General features: G+C 62.6%; 21 protein-coding genes. 1 reads left to right on the forward strand and 20 read right to left on the reverse strand.

Annotated features, from left to right (window positions below; all coding sequences use genetic code 11):
- Positions 1-32: 32 nt before the first annotated feature.
- Both ACSEXS_RS20380 and ACSEXS_RS20385 read right to left on the reverse strand, forming a co-directional pair.
- Positions 33-1,373, reverse strand: a complete 1,341-nt coding sequence (locus tag ACSEXS_RS20380; protein WP_438435094.1) for a glycoside hydrolase family 30 protein — start codon at positions 1,371-1,373, stop codon at positions 33-35.
- A 233-nt stretch (positions 1,374-1,606) separates the two neighbouring features.
- Positions 1,607-2,335 carry a peptidoglycan DD-metalloendopeptidase family protein gene (locus ACSEXS_RS20385; protein WP_438435095.1) on the reverse strand — a complete coding sequence of 243 codons (729 nt, stop codon included), beginning with the start codon at positions 2,333-2,335 and terminating at the stop codon, positions 1,607-1,609.
- 228 nt (positions 2,336-2,563) lie between these two features.
- Here ACSEXS_RS20385 and ACSEXS_RS20390 point away from each other — a divergent pair, with 228 nt between their 5' ends.
- Positions 2,564-3,073, forward strand: coding sequence for a hypothetical protein (locus tag ACSEXS_RS20390; protein ID WP_438435096.1), 510 nt, complete (start codon positions 2,564-2,566; stop codon positions 3,071-3,073).
- Between the two features lie 268 nt (positions 3,074-3,341).
- On the opposite strand, the gene spoIID is transcribed toward ACSEXS_RS20390, so the two are convergent.
- From spoIID to ACSEXS_RS20480, 18 genes are all read right to left on the reverse strand, one after another.
- Positions 3,342-4,652 (reverse strand): stage II sporulation protein D, encoded by a 1,311-nt coding sequence (spoIID, locus tag ACSEXS_RS20395; protein ID WP_438435097.1) that lies wholly within the window; start codon positions 4,650-4,652, stop codon positions 3,342-3,344.
- A gap of 141 nt (positions 4,653-4,793) precedes the next feature.
- Positions 4,794-5,354: a hypothetical protein gene (locus ACSEXS_RS20400; RefSeq protein ID WP_438435098.1), complete on the reverse strand. Its 561-nt coding sequence runs from the start codon at positions 5,352-5,354 to the stop codon at positions 4,794-4,796.
- A gap of 59 nt (positions 5,355-5,413) precedes the next feature.
- Positions 5,414-6,127, reverse strand: coding sequence for a response regulator transcription factor (locus ACSEXS_RS20405; protein ID WP_438435099.1), 714 nt, complete (start codon positions 6,125-6,127; stop codon positions 5,414-5,416).
- A complete protein-coding gene (locus tag ACSEXS_RS20410) occupies positions 6,117-7,406 on the reverse strand; it encodes a sensor histidine kinase (protein WP_438435100.1) in 1,290 nt (429 codons plus the stop codon). The genes ACSEXS_RS20405 and ACSEXS_RS20410 overlap by 11 nt, the downstream gene beginning before the upstream one ends.
- Before the next feature lie 305 nt (positions 7,407-7,711).
- On the reverse strand, positions 7,712-9,064 hold the full coding sequence (gene murA / locus ACSEXS_RS20415; protein WP_438435101.1) for a UDP-N-acetylglucosamine 1-carboxyvinyltransferase: 1,353 nt from the start codon (positions 9,062-9,064) through the stop codon (positions 7,712-7,714).
- 225 nt (positions 9,065-9,289) lie between these two features.
- Complete coding sequence (locus tag ACSEXS_RS20420) at positions 9,290-9,538, reverse strand: DUF1146 family protein (protein WP_438435102.1); 249 nt, start codon at positions 9,536-9,538, stop codon at positions 9,290-9,292.
- A 50-nt stretch (positions 9,539-9,588) separates the two neighbouring features.
- On the reverse strand, positions 9,589-11,880 hold the full coding sequence (locus ACSEXS_RS20425) for a S8 family serine peptidase (protein ID WP_438435103.1): 2,292 nt from the start codon (positions 11,878-11,880) through the stop codon (positions 9,589-9,591).
- Positions 11,881-12,377: 497 nt separating this feature from the next.
- The gene (locus ACSEXS_RS20430; protein WP_438435104.1) at positions 12,378-13,892 is read right to left on the reverse strand and encodes an NADH-quinone oxidoreductase subunit N; all 1,515 of its coding nucleotides are present in this window, start codon (positions 13,890-13,892) and stop codon (positions 12,378-12,380) included.
- A gap of 2 nt (positions 13,893-13,894) precedes the next feature.
- Positions 13,895-15,568 (reverse strand): complex I subunit 4 family protein, encoded by a 1,674-nt coding sequence (locus ACSEXS_RS20435; RefSeq protein WP_438435105.1) that lies wholly within the window; start codon positions 15,566-15,568, stop codon positions 13,895-13,897.
- Entirely contained in the window at positions 15,558-17,528 is a 1,971-nt protein-coding gene (nuoL, locus tag ACSEXS_RS20440) for an NADH-quinone oxidoreductase subunit L (RefSeq protein ID WP_438435106.1), read from the reverse strand. The genes ACSEXS_RS20435 and nuoL overlap by 11 nt, the downstream gene beginning before the upstream one ends.
- A 19-nt stretch (positions 17,529-17,547) precedes the next feature.
- Positions 17,548-17,859 (reverse strand): NADH-quinone oxidoreductase subunit NuoK, encoded by a 312-nt coding sequence (gene nuoK / locus ACSEXS_RS20445; RefSeq protein ID WP_438435107.1) that lies wholly within the window; start codon positions 17,857-17,859, stop codon positions 17,548-17,550.
- A gap of 3 nt (positions 17,860-17,862) precedes the next feature.
- Positions 17,863-18,630, reverse strand: coding sequence for an NADH-quinone oxidoreductase subunit J family protein (locus ACSEXS_RS20450; protein ID WP_438435108.1), 768 nt, complete (start codon positions 18,628-18,630; stop codon positions 17,863-17,865).
- On the reverse strand, positions 18,620-19,084 hold the full coding sequence (gene nuoI, locus ACSEXS_RS20455) for an NADH-quinone oxidoreductase subunit NuoI (RefSeq protein ID WP_438435109.1): 465 nt from the start codon (positions 19,082-19,084) through the stop codon (positions 18,620-18,622). The genes ACSEXS_RS20450 and nuoI overlap by 11 nt, the downstream gene beginning before the upstream one ends.
- Before the next feature lie 33 nt (positions 19,085-19,117).
- The gene (gene nuoH, locus ACSEXS_RS20460; RefSeq protein WP_438435110.1) at positions 19,118-20,125 is read right to left on the reverse strand and encodes an NADH-quinone oxidoreductase subunit NuoH; all 1,008 of its coding nucleotides are present in this window, start codon (positions 20,123-20,125) and stop codon (positions 19,118-19,120) included.
- Entirely contained in the window at positions 20,126-21,226 is a 1,101-nt protein-coding gene (locus ACSEXS_RS20465) for an NADH-quinone oxidoreductase subunit D (protein ID WP_438435111.1), read from the reverse strand.
- A 7-nt stretch (positions 21,227-21,233) separates the two neighbouring features.
- Complete coding sequence (locus ACSEXS_RS20470) at positions 21,234-21,950, reverse strand: NADH-quinone oxidoreductase subunit C (protein ID WP_438435112.1); 717 nt, start codon at positions 21,948-21,950, stop codon at positions 21,234-21,236.
- Positions 21,947-22,465 carry a NuoB/complex I 20 kDa subunit family protein gene (locus tag ACSEXS_RS20475; RefSeq protein ID WP_438435113.1) on the reverse strand — a complete coding sequence of 173 codons (519 nt, stop codon included), beginning with the start codon at positions 22,463-22,465 and terminating at the stop codon, positions 21,947-21,949. The genes ACSEXS_RS20470 and ACSEXS_RS20475 overlap by 4 nt, the downstream gene beginning before the upstream one ends.
- Positions 22,450-22,812 carry an NADH-quinone oxidoreductase subunit A gene (locus tag ACSEXS_RS20480; protein ID WP_438435114.1) on the reverse strand — a complete coding sequence of 121 codons (363 nt, stop codon included), beginning with the start codon at positions 22,810-22,812 and terminating at the stop codon, positions 22,450-22,452. The genes ACSEXS_RS20475 and ACSEXS_RS20480 overlap by 16 nt, the downstream gene beginning before the upstream one ends.
- Positions 22,813-22,826: the final 14 nt, after the last annotated feature.

The following is a 22,826-nucleotide window of genomic DNA, read 5'->3' on the forward strand; positions in this document are numbered from 1 at the left end:
CCTCCGGAGGTCAGATTTTCAGTAAGAGTGGTTCAGTCGGCGAGGACGAAGGTGGCGATGGAATGCGCCGGCAGCTCCTGGGCCAGCATCGTGCCGCCGATTCCGAGCGACAGGGGATGGGGCTCGTCGGTTTCGTTCTGGACCACGGCCGCAATCGTTCCGTCGGGATTGCGGAAAGCAACCGCCTGCACAGCGGCATGGGCGTTCATGAGGCCGATGCGGACGGCTCCCGGCTGGATATGCCGGCTAAAGTGGCCGATGTAGTAGTACGAGCTGTTATAGTGGAGCGTATCCGTACGGGTGTCGGCGATGATCGGCGCGTCGCACAGGTTGCCCACATGATTGGGGCCGCCGGTTTCGTCCAGCACGAGGTTCCAGTCGAGATAGCCCTCGCACCAGTTGTTCAGGTCGCCGATCATGTTGCGGCCGTAGCGTTCGCCGGTAAACCATTCACCCAGCTTCACGCCGCCTTCCTGGCAGCCCTCGGTGAACAGCAGGTGCTTCTCCGGAAACAGATCATGCGTCTGGCCGACGGCGGCGAAGTCCTCGCTCACATACCAATGGAAGCCGGTCCCCCAGACATACCGGGCCGCTTCCGGATCGCTGAACACGGTGGACGCGCGCTCGACGAGCAGGTCGCGGTTGTGGTCGAGGATCAGCAGCTTGATATCCTCAAGGCCTTCGCGGTGAAGCGTCGGGCCGAGGTGATTTTTGACAAAGTCGCGCTCTTCGGCGGCGCTGTAGATGCAGGAGTCCCACACCTGGACGGCAGCCGGCTCGTTCTGGACGGTGAGCGCCCAGATCGGAACGCCCTCCGCCTCGTAGGCGCGGACGAATTTGGTATAGTAGAGTGCCCAAACGTCGGCGTATTCCGGCTTCAGCTGGCCGCCGTTGTTCATCTCTCCGTTCGTCTTCATCCAGGCGGGCGGGCTCCAGGGAGAGGCGAGCAGTTGAATCGGACTGCCCTTGACCTTGGCCGCGTCTTGGATCAGCGGGAGGATCAGCTCCCGGTCGTGGGCGATGTCAAAGCTCTTCAGCTCGGTATCGTAATCGTCGATATAGGTATAATTGCCGAGGGCGAAGTCGCAGCTGTGAATGTGCACCCGCCCCAGGGTGTAGCCCAGCCCTTCCACGGGGTCGAAATAGCGGCGGATTGCTTCCGCGCGGTTTTCCGGGCTAACCCGGGATAGGGTATACGCCGCTGCCTCGGTGAACGCGCCGCCGAAGCCGAGGATCGTCTGATAGGTTTGGTCCGGAGCCAGCTCCAGGTCGGCCCGCTCGCCGGCCGTTCGCTCCGCTTGCTTAGGCGGAGCCTGTTCGCTCCAACGCTCGCCGGTATCCTTGGCGGTGACGAAAATCTTCGTCTGAGTCATGATCATTCTCCTTATAAGGAAGCCATCCGGTTTGATTCTTACCTTTCTAGTTAATACGAAACCGGTTTCGAATGCAAGCAAACCCTAAATAATGATCCTTCGCCCGAAAAATTGTTCCATTTGCTGCCTGGTTTGCTCCTCATGGCCGCCACTGCTGCCCCAAATAGAAAAAAACCGCCCGGGGGCATCGGCCCGCGAGCGGCGCTATCGGTTCGGCCTGTCGGCCCCGCCGATTATTTCGGCAATACGTCCGTCGGATTCAGCGTGGTTTCGCCCTGGCGGATTTCGAAGTGCAGGTGCACGCCTTCGTCCTTCTCCAGTTCGTTGCGTCCGGCTTGGGCGATCACGTCGCCCTTCTTTACTTCGGCTCCAACCTTCACCTTGACGTTGTCCAGGCTCTGGTAGACGGTGACGAGGCCGTCGGGATGCGTGATTTCCACGAGCTGCCCGGTCAGCGGCTGCTTGTCTACCGCAGTCACCTTGCCGCTCTTGGCGGCGAGGACGTCGAAGGTCTGCTCGTCTTCGCGGGCGAGGGCGATCCCGGTTTGCGGGATGAACTGATCCTCCACCTGCAGCATAGCGGCCGCTTTGTCTTCGGCGCTGGCGTTCTTGTCGTAGTAGTTGGACACGATGTCGAGCGCGGTGTGGTCGGTTACCGGCCACTGCATCTCTTCGGCGACTGCGGCGTTGGCGGGCACGGCATCGTCGGGAGCCGACGTCTTGGCATTGTCCGTCTGGCTGACGGCCGCCCCGGCGGTCGTATCCGACCCGGCCAGCTTGTCGCTGACCGATCCCTGATACCACCACATTAACGAAAAGATAATAGCCGCCGCTGCCATGTAGATCGCCGGATAGGCCCATTTCTTGCTGAGCAGCCTTTTCCAGGCGCCGGCGGGTTTGGCGGTTTGCCGCTCCTCTACAGTTTGAGGAGCTTCTTGCAAGTTTTTGTTTTCTTCTTTCATAGGATCATCACCTCATCCCTCATTCTTGCCAGAATGAAAGCTTTTATACGCGAGGTGATAGGGTTGGAGAAAAAAGTGTTGGCCCCTTCCCGCCAAGGAAGAAAGAGCTGGAGAGAAAGGGTAACCCATTTGGAACGGATCAGGTAGAATATGGGTGACTGCATGTTTTGATTGGAAGGCTTGAATAGAACGGGTACTCAGAGAGAATGCGGGAAAGAGGAGATTTGAATGATGCGAAGGATTCTGATCCTTATCTTGACCATTGCCGTTCTGTTTGCTGGAGGGAGATCGGTGTACCTCCATTATTCGGTCTCCAGAATCCTGATGCGTCATGGCCTATCCCAAGATTCGGTCAAGCTTACCCGGACAATCGGGATTTTCCACGTCTATTTCTATGTAAAAGAAAAAGAGAAACAAATGGGCTTTCTTGTCCTGCGGAAGCGAAGTCCGTTCGGTTGGAAGACGTATGTCGAGGTTGTCGGCTCGGTGACCGGTCCGCGGGATTCTGCCAAGCTGCTCTACCCTATGGTGGTCAACGGCGGCACCACAAGCAGGTCGCTTTGGGGCGGGGTTGTCACCCAAGCCGAGTCTCCGGAGATTCGGATCCGGATCAATGGAGACCTCTATGAACCCGACCAGCTCTCCTACAAGAAAAACGAGTATCTCTATTTTCTGGTGGATTCCGAGAAGGTGGGGCTGATGGATAAACTGACCATGGAAATCAACGAAGATAATTGACCCTTTTCCAAATGGCGATAAGCACACACCCCGGCAGCTTATGTTGGAGACAATGCGCTCGGATGAAACGGCTAACTCACCCTTGTTTCTAACGCATAACACCTCCAAGTTTGTCCTCCATATCCTACGACATGGACGCCTGTTCTTGAAGGTGTTTTAATTGTTTCACGCTATGAGGTCATTTTCGGCGATGCCTTAATAATCAGGGCTCAACCTGTCCTATAAAGCTCAATCTCTCCTCAAATGCTCAGCCCAGCGTCTGCTTACTCTACCGTTTATCTCCCAACAAAAGGCCCGCATTCTGCAGCCGAACTCCCCGATAATAGTAGCGGACGATGTCCTCCGCCGATTTTCCCTCCCGGGCCATGCCCTCCGCTCCCCACTGGCTCATGCCGACGCCGTGGCCGTTGCCGAAGGTGGTGAACTCGATCTGGCTGCCCTTCACCTTCCATTCAAAGGAGGAGGAGCGGAGCCCCAGCTTCTCGCGGATTTCCCGGCCGCTGAAGGAGGCATCGCCGATCTGGACCTCGGCCACGCGATGGCCCTCCGTCCTGGCGGTAATCCGCATGCCGGAAGCGGCGGCATTCGCGCTCAGCTTGCCGGAGAGCCCCAGCTTCCGGACGAGCTGCTTTTTGCTGATGGTCACGGTCGTCTCGTAGCCGGGCGCGTCCTTGTCCCACGGACTGGGCACGCTGCGCAGGTACGGCTCCGAGACGTTCCAGTAGTCCTCGGCGTTCTCCGTGTAGCCGTTGCCGGAGGAGAAGAACACGGCGTTGATCGGCTTGCCGCCATACGTAAGGATAACGCCCGCCGTCTCCTCTACCGCCCGCGCCAGCTTGGCCCGATTGGCGGCATATTCGGCGCCCCAGCTCTTGCGCAGCTGGGCATCGGTGAGAAACGCCTGGTGTTGGACCGTATCGGTCACCCAGGCCGTCTTGTCGGGCACGCCGCTGAAATCGCCGTCCAGGTAGCGGCGGACGATATAGGTGCGGGCGGCCAGCGCCTGCGCCTTCAGCGCCTCGGGCGCGAAGTCGGCCGGCATTTCCGCCGCCACCACCCCGAGCACATAGTCCTCCAGGGGAAGGCGCTGCACGGTCTCCGTTCGGGCCAGGTAGACCGGCACGACCAGCGACAGCTTGCCGGCGAGCGGAGCCGCGCTTGCCGCAGGAACCTGAACAGCCGCCCCGCCCGGTTGCCCGGCGGTGGCGGCTGGAAGAGGAAGCCCCGTTGCCGCCGCGCCCGGCCGGACCGTCTCCTGCGGCTGCGCCTCGCCGCCGCGGTGGCTGAGGAGCCCCGCCGCCATCACGCCAAGGGCGGCGAACAGGGCCAAGCCGAGACACACGGCCGGCAGCGGGGGAGTACGGCGGACCCGCCACACGGCGGTCCCGCTTGCCGGAGCGGGCGCCGCGGCAAAGCGGACGAACACGGCAAGCCGCGGCAGCCGGAACCGGCGCAGTCGGAGCCCGCGAAGGAGGGCGGGCAGGCGAAGCGCAGCCGAGACGAGCTGCCGCAAAGAGGCGGGGCGTCCCGCCGGCCGGGTCTTGGAGTCCCCGGCCGGTCGGGGAAATACGGGTTTCATCGTGATCCACGCATCCTTTCCGGTTCCAAAGTCTATCGGTCTCTCTATCAGGTTGTCCTGCCGGAAGGAGGACAATACCTACTTTATGAGATTGCTAGACCCGATAGAACCGATACCCGGTCCGGAAGCGCAGCGTCGGAGTTACTTCATGCGGTACAGCAGGAGGCCGCCGCCGCCGATCAGCAGCAGGGCGACGATAGTGCCGCCGTACTCGCGCAGGATCGAATTCATCAGCACCGGAGCGGCCTCGGTCATCATCAGCAGGAGGCCCGCCAGCACCAGCACGGCGCCCAGCACGGGAGGAGGAAACGGCAGCCGGTCCAACTCCCGAAGCGTGTAGAGGGGATCGCGGCGGTTGTTCAGCAGGCGGGCCCGATGCACGCTGTCGAACAGGCAGTAGAAATACATCACCGGAATGCACAACGACAGGAGCAGGGTCAGCGGCATTTCAATGGCAAGTCCGCTTCCGTTGTTCTCCACCAGCGCGATGAGGAAGATATTCACGATAAGCCCGACCATATAGGAGGCCCCCCGCCTCATCAGGCCGAGATAGAGATGGCCGAGGCCGGGGATCAGCATCGAGAAGATCACCGAAGCGGCTACGCTCTTCTTGGGAGGCTGCGGCTCAGCAAAAGGCGGACGGGCATACAGGGGGTCGAACTCGTCCGGAAGGGGCGGAATTCGAAGGTCGTCGGAATACATCGGCATTCTCTCCGTTTCACTTGGTTTCCTTTAGTATAGCGCCCGGTTGTCATAGGCCGTCAGTGCCGAGTGTCATCCCGGTTGTCACGACCCGGCCGGGTCAGCCAATGACGCTCGGCCGCCATGCGGGCCGCCTCGGCCCGATTGCGGACATCCAGCTTGGAATACACCGAGCTGATGTAGTTGCGGACGGTACCCTCGGAGATGAACAGCAGAGCGGCAATCTCCTTGTTCGAGAGCCCGTCGGCCAGTCCCTTCAGCACCTGCTTCTCCCGCTCGCTCAGGCCGAACTCGTCCTCCGGCGCGGCCGCTGCAGCCGGTTCGGGGGCGGTCGCGCCGCCCGAGCCGGCCTGCGCGAAGATCACCCGGGCCATCTGCCGGGGAATCAGCGTCTCGCCGCGGAATACGTGGCGGATGCCCGAGACGAGGTCCTTCGGGTCCATCGCCTTTAGCAGATACCCCTCCGCTCCCGCGTTCATGGCGCCGAGGACCAAGTCCACCTCCTGGAAGGTGGTGAGGATGATCACCTGTACCTCCGGCCATTCCGCCTTGATCCGCTTCGTCGCCTCCACTCCGTCCAGCACCGGCATCTGGATGTCCATCAGGACGACATCGGGCCGGTCGGCGCGGCAGCGCTCGATGGCCTCCTGCCCGTTCTCCGCCAGCCACCGCACCTCCAGATCGGGCTCCATGTTGAGCACGATCCGCAGGCTCTTGCGAATCAGCTCCTGGTCCTCGACCAGGGCCAGCTTGATTCTTCCCTCATCCTTCACGGCTCCCGCCTCCTTGCCGATTGTCGATAGTCCGCTCCGTCCCGGCTGACGCTTCGGCGGGCGCCAGCGGGATGGAACATTCCAGCACCGTTTCCACGCCCGGCTGCGACCGCAGGCTCATCCGTCCGTCCAGGGCGGCAATCCGCTCCCGCATCGCCCGCAAGCCGAATCCCGGATTCAGCCGGTCGAAGCCGGAGCCGTTGTCCGCAAGCTCCAGCCGCAGCTCGCGGGGAGTAAAGCTCAGCCGTAGGCCGATCCGCGATGCCTGTCCGTGCCGCTTGGCATTGGTCAATCCCTCCTGCACGCTGCGCAAGGCTGCCAACCGGACCTCCGGCGGGCAGGCCGGTTCGGTACCGGATACGGTAAGCTCCAGCTCCGTGCCGGTCGAGCGCTCGAACTCCGCCGCCACCCGTCCGATCTCCGCGGTCAGGCTCACCGGACGACGCTCCGCCATCTGATGAATGCTCCGCCGGGTCTCGTCCAGTCCCTGGCGGGTGAAGGCGAGCAGCTCCCGCAGGCTCTCCTTGGCCTCCTCCGGGGCGGTATCAATCTGGTACAGCACCGCGTCCATGCCGATGATGGTCGAGGTGAAGGTATGGCCGACCGTATCGTGCAGCTCCCGCGCCAGCCGGTTGCGCTCCGTCAGAGCCGCGACCTCCTCGACCTGCAGCGCATACAGCTCCAGCGTCTCGTTTTTCTCCCGAATGGCATTCGTCAACTCCCGGGCCTTCCGCTCCTCCGAGACCAAGAGATGGAGCGCGAGCCCCAAGCCGTAAAAGGCGAGATAATAGGCCAAGAAATTCACGGTCCCGCCGAGACCGAGCGTGAACGGAGCCTGCCAGCCGCCGCCCAGGCACAGCCCCAACAGAGGCAGCAGCACGACGACGACCGGCGCGGCGTACCATAAGCCTTTGCGTCCGGTCATATAACCAATGGTTAAGGGAAGGTAGAGGAACTTGGAACCGGAATCGCCGTTATTCTGCATGGTGACGTAGACGAGCAGCCCGCCGGTCAGCAGAATCTCCGTTCCGACGTAGGCCAGAGGGCGGATGAGCTGCGGCCGGAAGAACAGCTGGGGAATGAAGTACGATAGGAAGAAAGCGGCCGGCAGCAGAAAATCCTCCATCCGTTCCATCGGACGCTGGAACAAGACCGCCACTCCGGCAAAAAACCAGATGGTCCGAAGCAGGAACAAAAAGGTATCGAGCCCCGTCCATTTTCTCCCGTTGCCAAGCAGGTCCTTCCGGTCCGTCGTGCCCGTTTCTTCCGTCCGATTCATTTGTAAAGTTCGTTCAGATCGGTCGGTTCGGTCGTTTCGCTCCGTCACCGTCTCTTCTGTTCGGTCCGTCCGCCCAGTCCGCTCCACCTGTTCTGTCATGCCGTACCCTGCCTTTCTTCCTGCTGGTTCTTATTATACGGTCCAAATCGCTGCAGCGGGTAGTTACGGATGTCATGGGCTTGTCACATGTCACGGAATGGAGCGGTGCGACGGTTGGAATCATAGCAAAAGCCCGCTGCCGAATGACAGCGGGCGAACTAGGGTCGAATTTATGGTTGATGCCGGAATTTCGCTTCTATTCGGGGTCAAGCGAGCGTGGGCTGCACCTGAAACCGGGGGAGCAGCTCCTTCTCGGATGCCGCCGCTTCGGCTTCCAGCCGCACCGGTACGGGCGCTTCCGTATCCGTACGGGCGATGTTCGCTCCGAGGTCGTACAGGTTGCGGACAATATCGACGTAGCCCCGGTCGATGTGGTGAATGTCGGAGATTTCCGATTCGCCTTCGGCAGCCAGCGCCGCGAGAATCAGCGCCGCTCCGGCCCGAAGGTCGGTTGCCTTCAGCTTCGCCCCAGCCAGCTTGCGGCCGCCGGTGACCACAGCCGTCCGTCCTTCGACGGCGATGGAGGCGTTCATGCTGAGGAACGCGTCGACATGCATGAAGCGGTTCTCGAAGATGGTCTCCGTCACCAGGCTCGTTCCATCCGCCTGAAGCAGGAGTGCCATCATCTGCGACTGCAGATCGGTCGGAAAGCCGGGATGCGGCAGGGTCTTGATGTCCACCGCTTTCAGCCGGGCGGAAGCGGCCCGCACCCGCAGAGCATTGTCCTCCTCTTCCACGCCGACGCCCATTTCCTGCAGCTTGGAGATCAGCGGCCGCAGGTGGTCGGCGATCGCGCCCTCTACCCGAACATTGCCGCCGGTGATGGCCGCGGCGATCATATACGTTCCCGCCTCGATCCGGTCGGGAATGACCGTATGAACGGCTCCCTTCAGCCGTTCGACTCCTTCAATGCGAATGACGCCGGTGCCCGCGCCGCGGACCTTGGCGCCCATGGCTCCGAGGAAATTGGCGAGATCGACAATCTCCGGCTCCATGGCCGCGTTTTCGATGATGGTGATGCCCTCCGCCAAGGAAGCGGCCAGCATAATATTTTCCGTGGCGCCGACACTGGCGACATCGAGATAAATTTTGGCTCCGGTTAACCGGCCTTCCGTCCGCACTTCGATCCAGCCGGTGCCCACTTCAATCTGGGCGCCCATCGCCTCGAAGCCCTTCAAGTGCTGGTCAATCGGCCGGGTGCCGATGGCGCAGCCGCCGGGAAGCGCAATGCGGGCCCGGCCCAGACGGGCCAGAAGCGGCCCGAGGACGAGGAAGGACGCGCGCATGCGGCGCACCAGCTCGGGATCGGCTTCGGTGGAGGTCAACCGGGTCGCGTCGATGGTTACCGTCTGATTGGCATAGTCCACCTCGGCGCCCAGGCTGGCCGCTACCCGGTTGATCGTCATAACGTCGTCGAGCCGCGGCGCTTCCTGAATGATGCTCTTTCCTTCGGACGCCAAGAGGGCCGCCGCAATTATCGGCAGCACCGCGTTTTTTGCCCCGCTGATTTTTACCGTTCCATTTAAACTTTGCCCACCGCGGACGATGATCTTCTTCATGCCGCACCCCTCCGCGTTCTGTTTTCTTCGCAAGTCATCCACATACCATTCGCAGCCTCTTCGGATTTTCGTGTGGTACCGCTTGGCAAGGTCTGCCGTTTTCCGTTCGAATTGATGGGGTTATACCCATTTTGAGCGTTTCCGCTCTTCGTTATGCACCTGTATCGCTGACGCTTCCCGGCATCCTTGGGATCCGGGTCCAGCCATTTCGGAAGGAGCAGCCGCTTAGAAAAAACCCTTCAGCCCCGCCGACCAGCTAATGTAATCGGTGAAGAAGCGCCCCACCTCATAACCCAACGCCACCGCGAGCAGAACCTGCAGGAGCCTTGCGGCAAACGACCTCGGTTCCTTGACGAGCTTGTCGAACTTGAGCTGCTGCAAGGCGATCCAGGCGATCACGATACACGCCAGCATCGTCAGAAGCGAGGTCAGACTGCCGACGGCGACCGTTTGGGAAAGCCATTTCTCATCCACGCATGCATTCCCCTCTCCAACACCAGAATATGTGACATGGGCGGCGATGGTTAATCCGCGAGCGTCAGCTTGAGCGCGTAAGGCTGATCGTCGAGTTGCTCTCCCTTGGCCGCCGACACCAAGACATAATAAACCCCGGGCTTGAGCCGCAGGCCGCTGGTGATTTCGCGGAGCAGCAGATCGCCCTGCCCCTTCTGCGCCTTCCCGGACGCCAGCGGCTTCGCTGTGGAATCGAGCACAGTCAAGTCGAGCATGCCTGCCGTCCACTCGCTGGTCAGCGACAACCGGACCGCCTTCTCCTTGCTGATCTTGAACCGGTACCAATCCTGGTCGGCGGAGGTCTTGACCACGCCGCTGTACGCCACATCGGGCCGAAGCTCGGAGGCTTGATACGGCTTATCGTCCGGCTCGCGCGGGTCTAGCGTCTCTCCGTCGTAATCCACCCGCAGGGTATACTCCCCGGTCGGCGGCGAGGACGATCGCTCAATGCTTCCGACCCGGATGTAATACAGACCCGGCCGGACCTCGGCGCGGTCGATCCGCTCCGGCTGGCCTTCGTCCGCTTGGTCGACGGTACGGCCCGGTTCGTCCGCCCTTTGTAGGAGCAGCGTGAGGTCGATCCGCTGGGACGCCGTCGACGCCTTCAACGTCAGCTTGCCGGGCCGGTCCACCTTCAGCGAGTACCAATCCTCGTCCCCCGAGCGATCGAAGGTGCCGGTGAGAATATGGTTGCGGGGCGTCAGCCGGTATGCGGTGTACGCCCGGTCGTTGTCCTCGAACCGGTCGGGCGCCATCCGAAACAGCGGCGTCAGGTGAAGGGACGCGCCGCTGGGCACGGCCGGAAGCAGCAGCCGAAGGAACAGGGTACCGGTCTTAACCGGCAGCGTATACGTTCCGTCCGCGTTCGGCGAGACCGCCTTCCCCTTCTCTTCGCCCTCGTAATAAGCTTCCAGGACCGCTCCTTTGCCCAGCTTGGCCGACGCCTCCAGGTTCAGGTCCACATAGCCGTCGAACGGCGCAGCGACCGACAGCCAGCCGTCGAAGCCGGCGCCGCCCGCCGGAACGCGGAGATCGCTCTGCTTGTTCATGGGAAGCACCCGCGCCGTCGTGCGGGACGCGCCCGCGTAGACGTAGAATGAGCCGCTGTCGGCGGCGGCCAAAGCCCGGTCGGCCCGCAGCAGTCCGTAGCCGGTCTCGCGGTCCCAGCCGGCTTCCGCCAGGTCTTCCGCCGTGGAGCGAATCAGCGTCCGCAGCTCGGAGGGAGACAACTCCGGATGGCGGGCGAGAACGAGTCCGCCGACCGCCGCCGCCTGCGGAGCGGCCAGGGAGGTGCCGCCGCTGAACCGGTAGGTTCCCTTCAGCGAGGTGGTGAACACATTCCAGGGCGCCATCACGTCCAGCTCCGGACCGAAGTTGGAGAGAACCGCGCGGGAGTTGTCCTCCATGGCTCCGCCCACGGCGAGCACCGTGGGGTAGGCGGCGGGGTATTTGACGTCCTTCCCTTCATTGCCTGCGGCGGCCACCAGCAGCACGCCCTTCTCCTCGGCGTAGCGCACCACCGACTCCATATAAGTGGAAGGCTTGTTGAGGCCGAGAGACAACACCACGATGTCCGCCCCGTGGTCGACGGCATACCGAATGCCTTCGCCCAAGAGGTCTTCATCGCCTGTCCCGTCGGCCTCCAGCGCCTTGACCGGCATGATCCGTGCGTCCGGCAGGATACCGGCGATGCCCTTCTCGTTATCGGCCGCCGCCGCGATTACGCCGGCGACATTCGTGCCATGGCCGTTGTCGTCTTCGGGCGGCGTTCCCGGATGCACCAGATTGACGCCCTCGACCAGAGCCGGCGCCAGATCGGGATGCCACTGCTCGACGCCGGTATCGACGACGGCGATGACCACCCGCTTGCTTCCGGGCGTCATTCCCCAGGTATCGGAGGCGTGAATTTGTCTCAGGTAGCTCTGATGGCTGAGCATCGGGTCATTCGGCGTTGCAGCGGCGACGCGGAAGGACTGGTTGCGCTCGAACGAGACCGCTTCGGCGGAGCTGGCCCAACGCTCGGCCCAGACTTCGGGGTCCTCTCCGCGAACGGGTCTGGCCACGGTCACGCGGGAGCCGTCATGCCGCCGCACGACCTCGCTGTCGTTCAAGAAAGACTGCGGAGGCTCATGCTTCCAGACGGCGATCCAGGAATCTCCGGAAGCCGGGTTATCGGATTTGGATGCGGAAGTTTGCGGTTGTGCGGTTGTCCAAAGAGCAGCGCTTCCCAAGGAAGAAAGGACGAGGACCAAGAGTCCGATGCCTACGGCCAGCCGGTACATGGTATGCTGCTTTCTTCTCATCGCTTCGGGCAACCCTCACTCTGCGGGTCATCTACTTTTATCCGGCATCGCCGCCAAGAAGCGCGGCGCTTCGGGACAAAGACCCAATCTTTTACGATATTCGCGTTATTCTGCGTTTGTCCTGCCTTCCGGGTGGAAAGGGGTCCTAAGTCCCGGTCTGCCCGAGCCCTGGCTCTCCAACGGGAGGACTAAAGGCGGCGGAAGCGAATGTCCTCCGCTCTTTCTTCATCTTTGACTTATCCCCGGGGATTCTAACCCTCCGCTCTCCCGATTGGGCTTCCCCGTCGTGCCGGGAAATTCCGCGGAAACAAAAAAAGGCAGCGAATCGCTGCCTGGTACGCCGTCAGTCCGGGTCGTACGGTTACAGGACGGCGCGCGGATGGGTATCAAAACAAGGAGCCGAATCCCCGCTAAACTACGCTGTCACGGGGTCTTGCCCGCACGTATCCGAGTCGCAATCCGGCTGAGACACGTTCGGTATCAGCATATCATGTCCCCTAGAATAAATCCACGGTCACCGAGAAAATGTTCTGCACCTGGCTGATGATTCCCTGCGGATAAAACCCGAGCAGAATCCCCGCCACCGCGCAGAACCAGAGCACGGCATAGACGGTCCAGGGAACGCGGGCCCCTGCGGTCTCGGGCGCCTCGCTGCGCATAAACGCCTGCCGAAGAATTCCAAAGTAATAGTAATAGGACAGCACGCTCGTGACGACCATGATGATCGCCAGGGCGTACATGCGGACCTGAACCGCTCCGAACAGGATGAACAGCTTGCCGAAGAAGCCCGCCGTCACCGGAAAACCGGCGAGGGACAACAGCAGGAGCACGAGAGCGACGGTCGTGGCCGGCGCCCGGTAGTAGAGCCCGGCGAAGCCGAGCAGCGCCTCCGTGCCGGACAGCCGCTCGACAATGAGGAGCGCCGCGAATATGCCGACGGTCATCAGCAGGTACGCCACCAGGTAGTAGACGAGCTCGGCGAAGTTGGTCAGGTGGACCGCCGAGAACTGGATGCCGATCGGCACGAGCAGGTAACCGGCGTTCGCCACTCCGGAATAAGCGAACAGCCGCTTCATGTTCTTCTGTTTCAGGGCCAGCACGTTGCCGACGATCATCGCCGCGGCCGCCAGGATCATGATCGCCAGGAATACGTCGTATTCCAGGGCGCTAACGTTCTGGCCGTTGATCAGCGTCTGCTGGAAGAACACGCCGTAGAACAAACGGAAGATGACGGCGAGTCCCGCCCCCTTGGAGACCACGGCCAGGAAGGCGGCGACGGGATACGACGCTCCTTCGTAAGCATCCGGCGCCCACATGTGAAACGGCGCGGCGGCAATCTTGAAGCCGAAGCCGGCGAGCAGCAGGAACACCGCCGCATAGAGCAGCGGCGTCAGGCTGGCATCCGCCGCCTGGACCGCACTGTTGATCGCGGTGAGCTCGGTGGAGCCGGAAATGCCGTACAGGAAGGACATGCCGTAGAGAATGAGCGCCGAGGAAATGCCGCCCTGCACCGCATACTTGAAGGCCCCTTCGTTGGCCTTGCGGTTCTTCTTGCGGATTCCGGCCAGCACGTAGCTGGACAGGCTGAGCGTCTCCAGGCCGACGTAGAGGGTAATGAGGTCGGCCGAGGAAGCTAGGATCATCGCGCCGAGGAGCGCGGCGAGCAACAGATACGTCGCTTCACCTTCCGCCGCGATGCCCTCCCGCTCTGCCGTGCCGATGCCCATCAGCAGCACGAGGGCCGTTCCGCCCGCGAACACCAGCTTCAAGACCGTGCCGAAGTCATCCACGCGGAAGCTGCCGCCCAGCAGAGAGACCGGCTCGGACGGGTTCCATTGAAGGGCGAGGAACACGGCCGATACGGCCACGCCTGCGAGACCCAGCCAGCCGATCAGGCTGCGTCCGATCCGGCGCGGCAGGAACAGGTCGAGCAGCAGGAGCAGCAGGAAGCATGCGGCGATGGTCAGCTCGGGCCGCAGATGGACGAGGTCGCCCGCTTTTAGAATTTCCATCCCTATTCACCTGCCTTTGTCACGGCGGACTCGATATGGGTGGTGAAGCCGGCGACCGCCTTCTCCGCCGTATGGCTGACCAAGCCGGGGTAAATCCCCAGCAGGAGGATGAAGGTCGTGAGGACGATCATCGGCACCGCCTCGATGAGCCGCGCGTCGCGATACCCCGCCGCCGGGCGAACGGATTCGGCTGCAGCCGGAAGACCCGGCTCCGCTCCGTCTCCCGCTCGCTCCTCCGCCGTCGCCGAAGGTCCGAAGGTGATGGCCAGCACCGCCCTCAGCATGTAGGCGGCGGCGAGCACGAGCCCCACCAGGCCGGCGGCGGCTATCCAGCGGTACGGGCCGGACAGCCCGACGAAGATCAGCAGCTCGCCCGCGAAGTTCGACAGGCCGGGCAGCCCGAGCGAGGCGAGGCCGGCAAACAACAGGACGCCGCTCATGAACGGCATCGAGGAAGCGAGCCCGGACATCCGGGACAGCTCGGTCGTCCCCGTCCGTTCACTGAGGCTGCCGACCAGGAGGAACAGGAGCGCCGAGATCAGCCCGTGCGACACCAGGAGGAATACCGCGCCGGACCAGCCCTCGGTATTGAAGGCGGCCAGCCCGAGCAAGACGATGCCCATCTGGCTCACGCTGGAATAGGCCAGCGTGAGCCGCAATTCCTTTTGCACGAAGGCGAGCACCGCCCCGTACAGCAGGCTGATGAGCCCCAGCGCGGCGATCAGCGGCGCCCAGGTCTTGGCCGGGTCGGGGAACATCAGGAAGGCAAAGCGGATCAGGCCGTACGCGCCCATCTTGAGCAGGATGCCGGAGTGGATCATGACAACCGCCGGGGGTGCCTCCTGATGCATCTTGAGCATCCAGGTATGGAACGGAAACACCGGCAGCTTGATGCCTAAGGCGACGAGCAGCAGGAAGAACAGGAAGGTCTTCATCCCCGCCGTCATCGTGAACGGGTTATCCGCGAAATGCAGGTAGGCCTGAGGATTATGGAACAGATTGTCCATGATCGTCTGAATGTCGCCGCTGTAGCCGAATGCCATCGTCTGCTCGTTCAGCGAGAAGCCCGCCGTCGCGATCAGAATCAGGAAAGCCGCCAGCATGAGCGCCGACCCGAGCCCGTTGTAGAGCAGGAACTGGATCGCCGCCTTCTCCCGGTTGACCGAGCCCCAGATGCCGACCAGGAAGAAGACCGGCACGAGCGAGGCCTCGAAGAACAGGAAGAACAGGAACAGATCGCGGGCCATGAAGACGCCGAACATGGCCGTTTCCAGCAGCAGGAACAGGATGTAGAATAGCTTGCGCCGCTTTTTGATCTGGACCGACGCCAGGGCCGCCATCGCGACGACCAGAGCGGTCAGGAACACGAGCGGCAGCGACAAGCCGTCCACCGCCAGGTGATAGTCGAAGCTCAGCGTGTAAGAGGAAGCGTCCTTCAGCAGGATCTTATCCAGCGGGATGCGAATCCAGGCATGACGCTCCGCGAACTGGAAATCCGCAAGCCCCGCCTGGAAGCGGACGAACAGGAGGCTGGCGAACGCGAGCGGAAGGAACGAAGCCGCGATCCCGATCCGCTGCAGCAGCCGGCCGTTGTCCTTGCCGACGAACAGCAGAATCAGCACGCCGAGGAGCGGCGACAGCAGGATCAGGCTGAGAAGCGGCAGATTATCCAACATGGAGGAACCTCCTTCCGGCAAAAGCCAGCATCAGCGCGACCAGCCCGAGCAGGGTGACGAGCCCGTAGGTCTGCACCTTGCCGTTCTGCAGGCAGGCACCCAGCCGGGACAGCTGCAGAAGGGCGAGCGCGGTCAGCCGGACGATCCCGTCCACGAGATAACGGTCGATGGCTTGCAGCACGAGACCGAGCCCTTTGACGGGAGCGACGATTCCTCGGCGATAGAAGGCATCGACGTAAAATCCGGCTTCGGCGGCTCGGGCGAACGGCGTAAGCCCGGCTGTACCGCCGCTCGCCGGGCCTGCGCTTGCGCCGAGCGGCGAGCGTGCCTTGCGTCCATAGGCGAGGTAGCCGAGTCCGAGACCGGCGAGGCCGGCCGCCGTGGACAGCAGCAGAACCGGCCAATCGGCCCCGTGCTCGACGCCCTCGCCGGTCAGCCAGCGGCCGAAGCCCGACAGGGCGCTCCCCGGGAGGAACAGGAAGCCCGCCGCTGCGGCCGGAACGGCCAGCGCCACGAGCGGTCCCGTCATCGACCGGGGAAGGGCTTCGGGCGCGGCTGCGGCAGCCTGTAGCCGCAGACCGCTCGCGCCGGCTTCGTCCCGGTCGCTTCCGAGGAACACGAGGATGAACAGCCGGGCCATGTAAAAGGCGGCCAGAACCGTCGTCAGCAAAGCGACGGCGAACAGGACCGGCTTGTCATGGTAAGCCTCCGTCAGGATCGCGTCCTTCGACCAGAAGCCGGACAACGGCGGAATGCCGGACAGGGCAAGCGCTCCGATGCCGAAGGTCCAAGCGGTGACCTTAAGCTTGCCCGCGAGCCCGCCCATCCGCCGGATATCCTGCGTATGGACGGCATGGATGACGCAGCCTGCCGCCAGGAACAGAAGCGCCTTAAAGAAGGCGTGCGTGAACAGATGGGAGATGCCGGCGCTGTAAGCGGCCCAGCTGCCGAGGCCCATCGCCAGCATCATGTAACCCAGTTGGCTGACCGTGGAGTAAGCCAGCACCCGCTTCAGGTCGTTCTGCGCGGCGGCGAGCACCGCTGCGAACAAGGCGGTGAACGCGCCGACGATGGACACCGTCTGGAGCGCCGCATCCGAAGCCAGGAAGACCGGATAGGTGCGGGCCACCAGATAGACGCCCGCGGCGACCATCGTCGCCGCATGGATCAAGGCGCTGATCGGCGTCGGACCCTCCATGGCGTCGGGCAGCCAGGAGTGCAGCGGGAACTGGCCCGATTTGCCCATGGCTCCGAGGAAGATCAGGAGCGCGATGCCCGTGACCATCCCCGCGCTGAAGGGGGAACTGGCCGCATCGGCCGCATGGGCGGCGAAGGCGCTCTGGATCGCCGAGAAATCGAGCGCATGGTCCGGCATCTGCCAGAACAGCAGCAGAATGGCGAAGAACAGCCCCATGTCGCCGACTCGCGTCATCAGGAACGATTTCTTGGCGGCGGCTCTCGCTTCCGGCTTGAAGTGCCAGAAGCCGATCAATAGGAACGAGCAAGCCCCGACCAACTCCCAGAACAGGTAGAACTGAACGAGGTTGACCGAGATCACCAGGCTGAGCATGGAGAAGCTGAAGAGCGATATGTAGCCGAGGAAGACGGTGAACCGTTCATCTTCTTTCATATAGCCGCAGGAGTAGATCAAGACCAGCAGGCTAACGCTGGAAACCACAAGCAGCATGAGGGTATTGAGATTCGTCACCTCGAAGCCCATGGTAATCGAGAAATCCCCCGCTTTGATCCAGGTCCATTCGTTCCACGCGTAATCGGCCGCATGCTCCTTAAGCCGCCCCAGGTAGAGGGCACAGGCCAGGACGAACGAAGCTGCCGCGGCGGCGACGCTGATCGCCGCGCCCAGCTTCTTGCCCTGCCGCCCGAGGGCGGTCAGCGCGAGAAAAGCGGCCAGCGGAAACAGCGGCACGATCCAGGCGTACTGCGAAAGTTCGGATGGCATCAAAAAGGTCCTCCTTTCGTCAATGCTTCAGTTCGTCCATCTCGCTCACATCGGCCGTCGGCTTGTTCCGGTACAGCGCGATCAATAGCGCGACGCCGATCGCCGCTTCCGCAGCCGCCACCGTGATCGTGAACAGAGAGAAGACTTGCCCCGTGAGGGACGGGTTAATGCCCATTTTGGAGAAGGCCACCAGGTTGAGGTTGACGCCGTTCAGCATCAGTTCGATCGACAGGAGCACGATGACCGCGTTGCGCTTGGTCAGGGCTCCGAACAGGCCGATGCAGAAGAGGATGGCCCCCAGCGTCAGATAAGGGGACAGAATGCCGCTCATTCGCTATTCCTCCTCCCGCTTGGCAATGACGATCGCTCCGACGAACGCGGCGGTGAGCAGAATGCCCATGATCTCGAACGGCAAGGCGTAGCGGCTCATCAGCAGCTTGCCGATCTCCAGCGTCGTGTTGGCCGGCAGCGCCGCAGCCGCTTCGGGAAAGCTGGCCTTCTGTATGGCGTAGTATAGGAAGCCGAACAGCGCCAGCACGCCGACCGCCGCCAGGATTTCGTGGAGATGGCCCGGCGCGCGCTTGACCGTGGGCGCTTCCTCGTCTTCCCTCCAGGTGGGACCCGGTCCCCGGCTCGGCTCGTCGGCCGCTTCTGCGCCGGGCCGAGCGTTTGGGGGCTCCGCCGGGACAGCTGCCGATGCCGCTTCCGTCGGTGCAGCTCCTGTCGAGACAGCTCCTGTCGACGAGGCTTCTTTCGGCACGGACTTCGCCGGAGCGGCTCCCTCCGCTTTTCGCGCTTCCCCGGCGGGTCCTGCCCCCTCCTCGCCGTCGTCCGGCCGGTGCTTGGTCAGCATGATGCCGAAGATCATCAGGATCGACACCGCCCCGGCATAGATCAGTACCTGAACGAACGCGACGAAATCGGCTCCCAGCATCAGATAGAGGCCGGCGAGGCTGACGAAGGTAACCGCGAGCGACGCCACCATGTGCACCACCTTGGCGGAGTTCAGCATGACGATGCCTCCGCCGATGGACAGGATGGCGAACAGCATATACAGGTAGCTGGCCGGTTCACTCAGATTGTCGATCAGGTTATTCAGCATCCTTCTTCGTCCCGCCCTTCTTGATCATCGCCGAATTGTTCTCCTGGCGGACATTCGCCGTATTGCCGCTCAGCCATTCCCGGTCCTTGAACAGCTCATCCCGGCTGTAAGCCGCCAGCTCGAAGTTATTCGTCATGACGATCGCTTCCGTCGGGCAGACCTCGGTGCACAGATCGCAGAGGATGCACAGCTCGAAATTGATGTCGTACGTGTCGATGACCTTTCCTTTCTTTTCGGGATCGGGGTTCGGTTTTCCTGTCAGGGTGATGCAATCCGTGGGGCAGGTTCGCGCGCAGGCGTTGCAGACGATGCATTTGTCCGGATCGAAATACTGAATTCCCCGGAACCGGTCCGGCATCTTCAGGGGAACGTTCGGGTAATCGTAAGTGACCTTGGGGCTGAGCATGGCTTTCAGCGTAACCCCGAGCCCTTTGGCCAAGCCTGTTCCCTTCATCGGCTTCTCCCTCCGTTCGCTAATGGCCTTCTTTTACATCAGGAAATGCATATAGGCGGCGGTGATGAAGATGTTCGCGAGGGCCAGAGGCAGCAGCACCTTCCAGCCGAAGCTCATGAGCTGATCGACCCGCACCCGCGGCAGCGTCGCCCTCAGCCAGATCAGGAAGAACACGCAGAAGCTGAATTTCAGCAGAAACCAGAGCAGGCCCGGGATAAAATCGAGGACCGGAAACGGCGCATGCCAACCGCCCAGGAACAGCACGGTGGTGAGCGCCGAGATGGCGAACATGTACACGTACTCGGCCAGCATGTAAAAGGCGAAGCGGAAGCCGCTGTACTCGACGTGGTACCCGGCGACCAGCTCCGATTCCGCTTCCGGCAGGTCGAACGGCGTGCGGTTCAGCTCCGATACGGCAGCCACGACGAACACGGCGTAGCCGACGAGCTGAGGCAGGAAATTCCAGTGATGCAGCCCGCCCGCCTGAAGATCGACGATGTCCCGCAGATTGAGGCTGCCGGCCATCATGACGGTCCCGGTGACCGAGAGCACGAGCGGCACCTCGTAGCTGATCATCTGCGCCGCCGACCTCATGCCGCCGAGCAGCGAGTACTTGTTGTTGGAGGACCAGCCGCCGAGGATGATGCCGAGGGTCGAGATGCCCGAGAGGGCGACATAATAGAGGATGCCGACATTGAGGTTGGCAAAATAGAGCGTCTTCGTAAACGGAATGGCGGCGATGACCGCGAACGCGGGCACGAAGGCGATGGCCGGGGCGATCCGGAACAGGCCTTTTTCCGCCTTTTGCGGAATGGTGTCCTCCTTCATCAGCAGCTTGAGGATATCGGCCACCGTCTGCAGGAGCCCGAACGGGCCGACCTGATTGGGGCCGTGGCGGTACTGCATCCAGCCGATGATTTTACGCTCCGCATAGATCGCATAGGTGACGAAGAACAGCACGATCAGCAGCAGGACGACCGTCAGCCCGACCATGCCGCCGAAGCTGCTCCAGGTGACGGGACCGTTCAACCAGTCTCCCATTTAGCAATCCACCTCCCCGACGACGATGTCGATCCCGCCCAGGATCATGATCAGGTTGGTCATCGTCTCCCCGACGAGCAGCTCGGGCAGAATCTGCAGGTTGACGAACGACGGACGGCGGAATTTCAGCCGGTACGGCTTATCCTTGCCGGTCGAGACGAGATGGCAGCCGATCTCGCCGCGCGGCGATTCGATCGCCGTGTACGCTTCTCCCGCCGGAACGCGCAGAACCTTCGGCGCCTTGCCCATGATCGGGCCGTCGCCCGGGAACACCTCCAGCGCTTGCTCCAGAATCCGCAGCGATTGGCGGATCTCCTCGATGCGCAGCAGGTAGCGGTCGTAGCAGTCGCCGTTCTTGCCGAGCGGCACCTCGAAGTCGAACCGGTCGTAGAGGCTGTACGGCTGCGCCTTGCGCAGGTCGTAATCCACGCCGGTGCAGCGCAGATTGGCTCCGCTGAGGCCGTAGCGGATAGCGGTGTCCGCGTCGTAGCGGCCGACGCCCTTGATGCGGGCGAGGAAAATTTCATTGCCGCTCACCAGCCGCTCGTATTCCTCCAGCTTGCCGCGCATATACGGGATAAACGCCCGCACTTTGTCCAGCCAGCCTTCCGGAGCGTCCCACTTCACCCCGCCCACGCGCATATAGTTGTACGTCATGCGGGCGCCGCACAGCTCGTTGAACAGGTCGATGATGATCTCGCGGTCGCGGAACGCATACAGGAACGGGCTCATCGCCCCGATGTCGAGCAGGTAGGTGCCCCACCAGACCAGGTGGCTCGCGATCCGCTGCAGCTCCATGACCGTAAGGCGCAGGAATTCGGCCCGTTCGGGCACCTCCAGCTGCATCATCTTCTCGACGGTATGGACGAGCACGTAATTGTTGGTCATGGCCGAGACGTAATCCATCCGGTCGGTGTAGGGGATGATCTGGGTGTAGGTCAGGTCCTCGGCCAGCTTCTCCGTGCCGCGGTGCAGATAGCCCATGACGGGCGTCGCTTCGGTGATCACCTCGCCGTCCAGCTTGACGATGATCCGGAACACACCATGCGTGCTCGGATGCTGCGGGCCGACGTTCAAGAGTAGCTCTTCCGTTCGGATCATGGCCGTCTCACACCTCCGGGTCCAGCGGTTCATAGTCCTTGCGCAGCGGGTACCCCACCCAATCGTCCGGCAGAAGAATGCGCCGGAGGTCGGGATGGCCCGGGAACTCGATGCCGAGCAGGTCGTAGATCTCCCGCTCATGCCAATTGGCGGTGGCCCAGACCGGCGTAATCGAGGGGATGGACGGCGCCTCGCGGTCGGTTCGGGCCTTCAACGCCAGCTCCTCGCCCGAAGCGAGGGAGCGCAGAATATAGACCACTTCCAGATGAGTCTCGTAATCCGTGCCGGCCATGCCTCGCAGGTAGTCAAACGCCAGCTCCGGGCGGTCGCGCAGCAGCCGGGCGGCCGCGGCGAGCCGCTCCGCCTCCAGCCGCAGATACGCCCGGCCTCCGTCAAGCTCGTTCAGCGCCGCCTCCAACACCGTCCCCTCGCCGAGCTCGCCGTTCAGAAGCGCCGCCAGCTCGGCGAGCCGCTCCTGCCGCGGGTCCGCCGGCGCTGGGGGCTCGGCTTCCTTCGCGGCGGCCTGAGGCTCCGCTGCGGCCGGCTGGTTCAAGCCCGCTTCCGGCGCCGTTAAAGCAATCTCGGCCGCCGCTGAGCCGGTCTGCGCGGCCGCTGCGGCCACTTCGGCTTCGGTTTCTTCGGACACCTGCGACCCGGGTTTATCCGCTTCGCCCTCCGGTCGCTGCTTCGCTTCCCGCTCCGGCTCCTTGCCTGCCTCGCTCATCGGCTCGTCACCCGCTTTCCGGTCTTCGCCTCGTATCGAATCTTCTCTTGCAGCTTGTTGATTCCGTAGATGAGAGCGGCGGGGTTGGGCGGGCAGCCCGGGATGTAGACGTCGACCGGCACGATTTGGTCCACGCCCTTGACGACCGAGTACGACCGGACATACGGTCCGCCCGCCGTAGCGCAGGACCCCATGGCGATCACCCACTTGGGCTCGGGCATCTGATCGTAGAGACGGCGGAGCAGCGGAGCCATTTTCTTCGTAACCGTGCCCGCCACGATCATGACATCCGACTGGCGCGGCGAGGTGCGAAAGATGACGCCGAAGCGGTCCAGGTCGTAATGGGACGCGCCCGTGCCCATCATTTCAATGGCGCAGCAGGCAAGACCGAAGGTCAGCGGCCACAGGGAATTGCTGCGGGCCCAGCCCTTGAGCTGCTCCAGGGTGGTCAGGAAGACGTTGCGGTCCAGCTCCTCCCGCTCTTCCGGCAGGATGTCGTCTAGAGGGAATTCCATTGCAGCACCTTCTTTCTCCAGGCATAGAGCAGGCCTGTCGCCAACAGGCCGACAAAGAGGCACATCTCGACAAACGCAAACAAGCCGAGCTTGTTGTAAGCGACGGCCCAAGGGTAGAGGAAGACGGTTTCCGCATCGAAAATGACAAACATCAGGGCGAACAGGTAATACCGGACATTAAACCGCACCTGCCCTTCTCCTACCGGCTCATTGCCGCTCTCGTAGGTGGTTTTCTTCTCTTCCGTCGGCTTGCTCGGACGAAGCAGTCTTCCGAGAGACAGGGCAAGCACCGGCAAAAGAATGCCGATGGCGATAAACACGGCGACGATCCCATAACTGGCGTTCATGTATCGGGCCCCCG

Origin of the sequence: Gorillibacterium terrae (assembly GCF_051594785.1) — a bacterium.
Classification (GTDB): domain Bacteria; phylum Bacillota; class Bacilli; order Paenibacillales; family NBRC-103111; genus Gorillibacterium.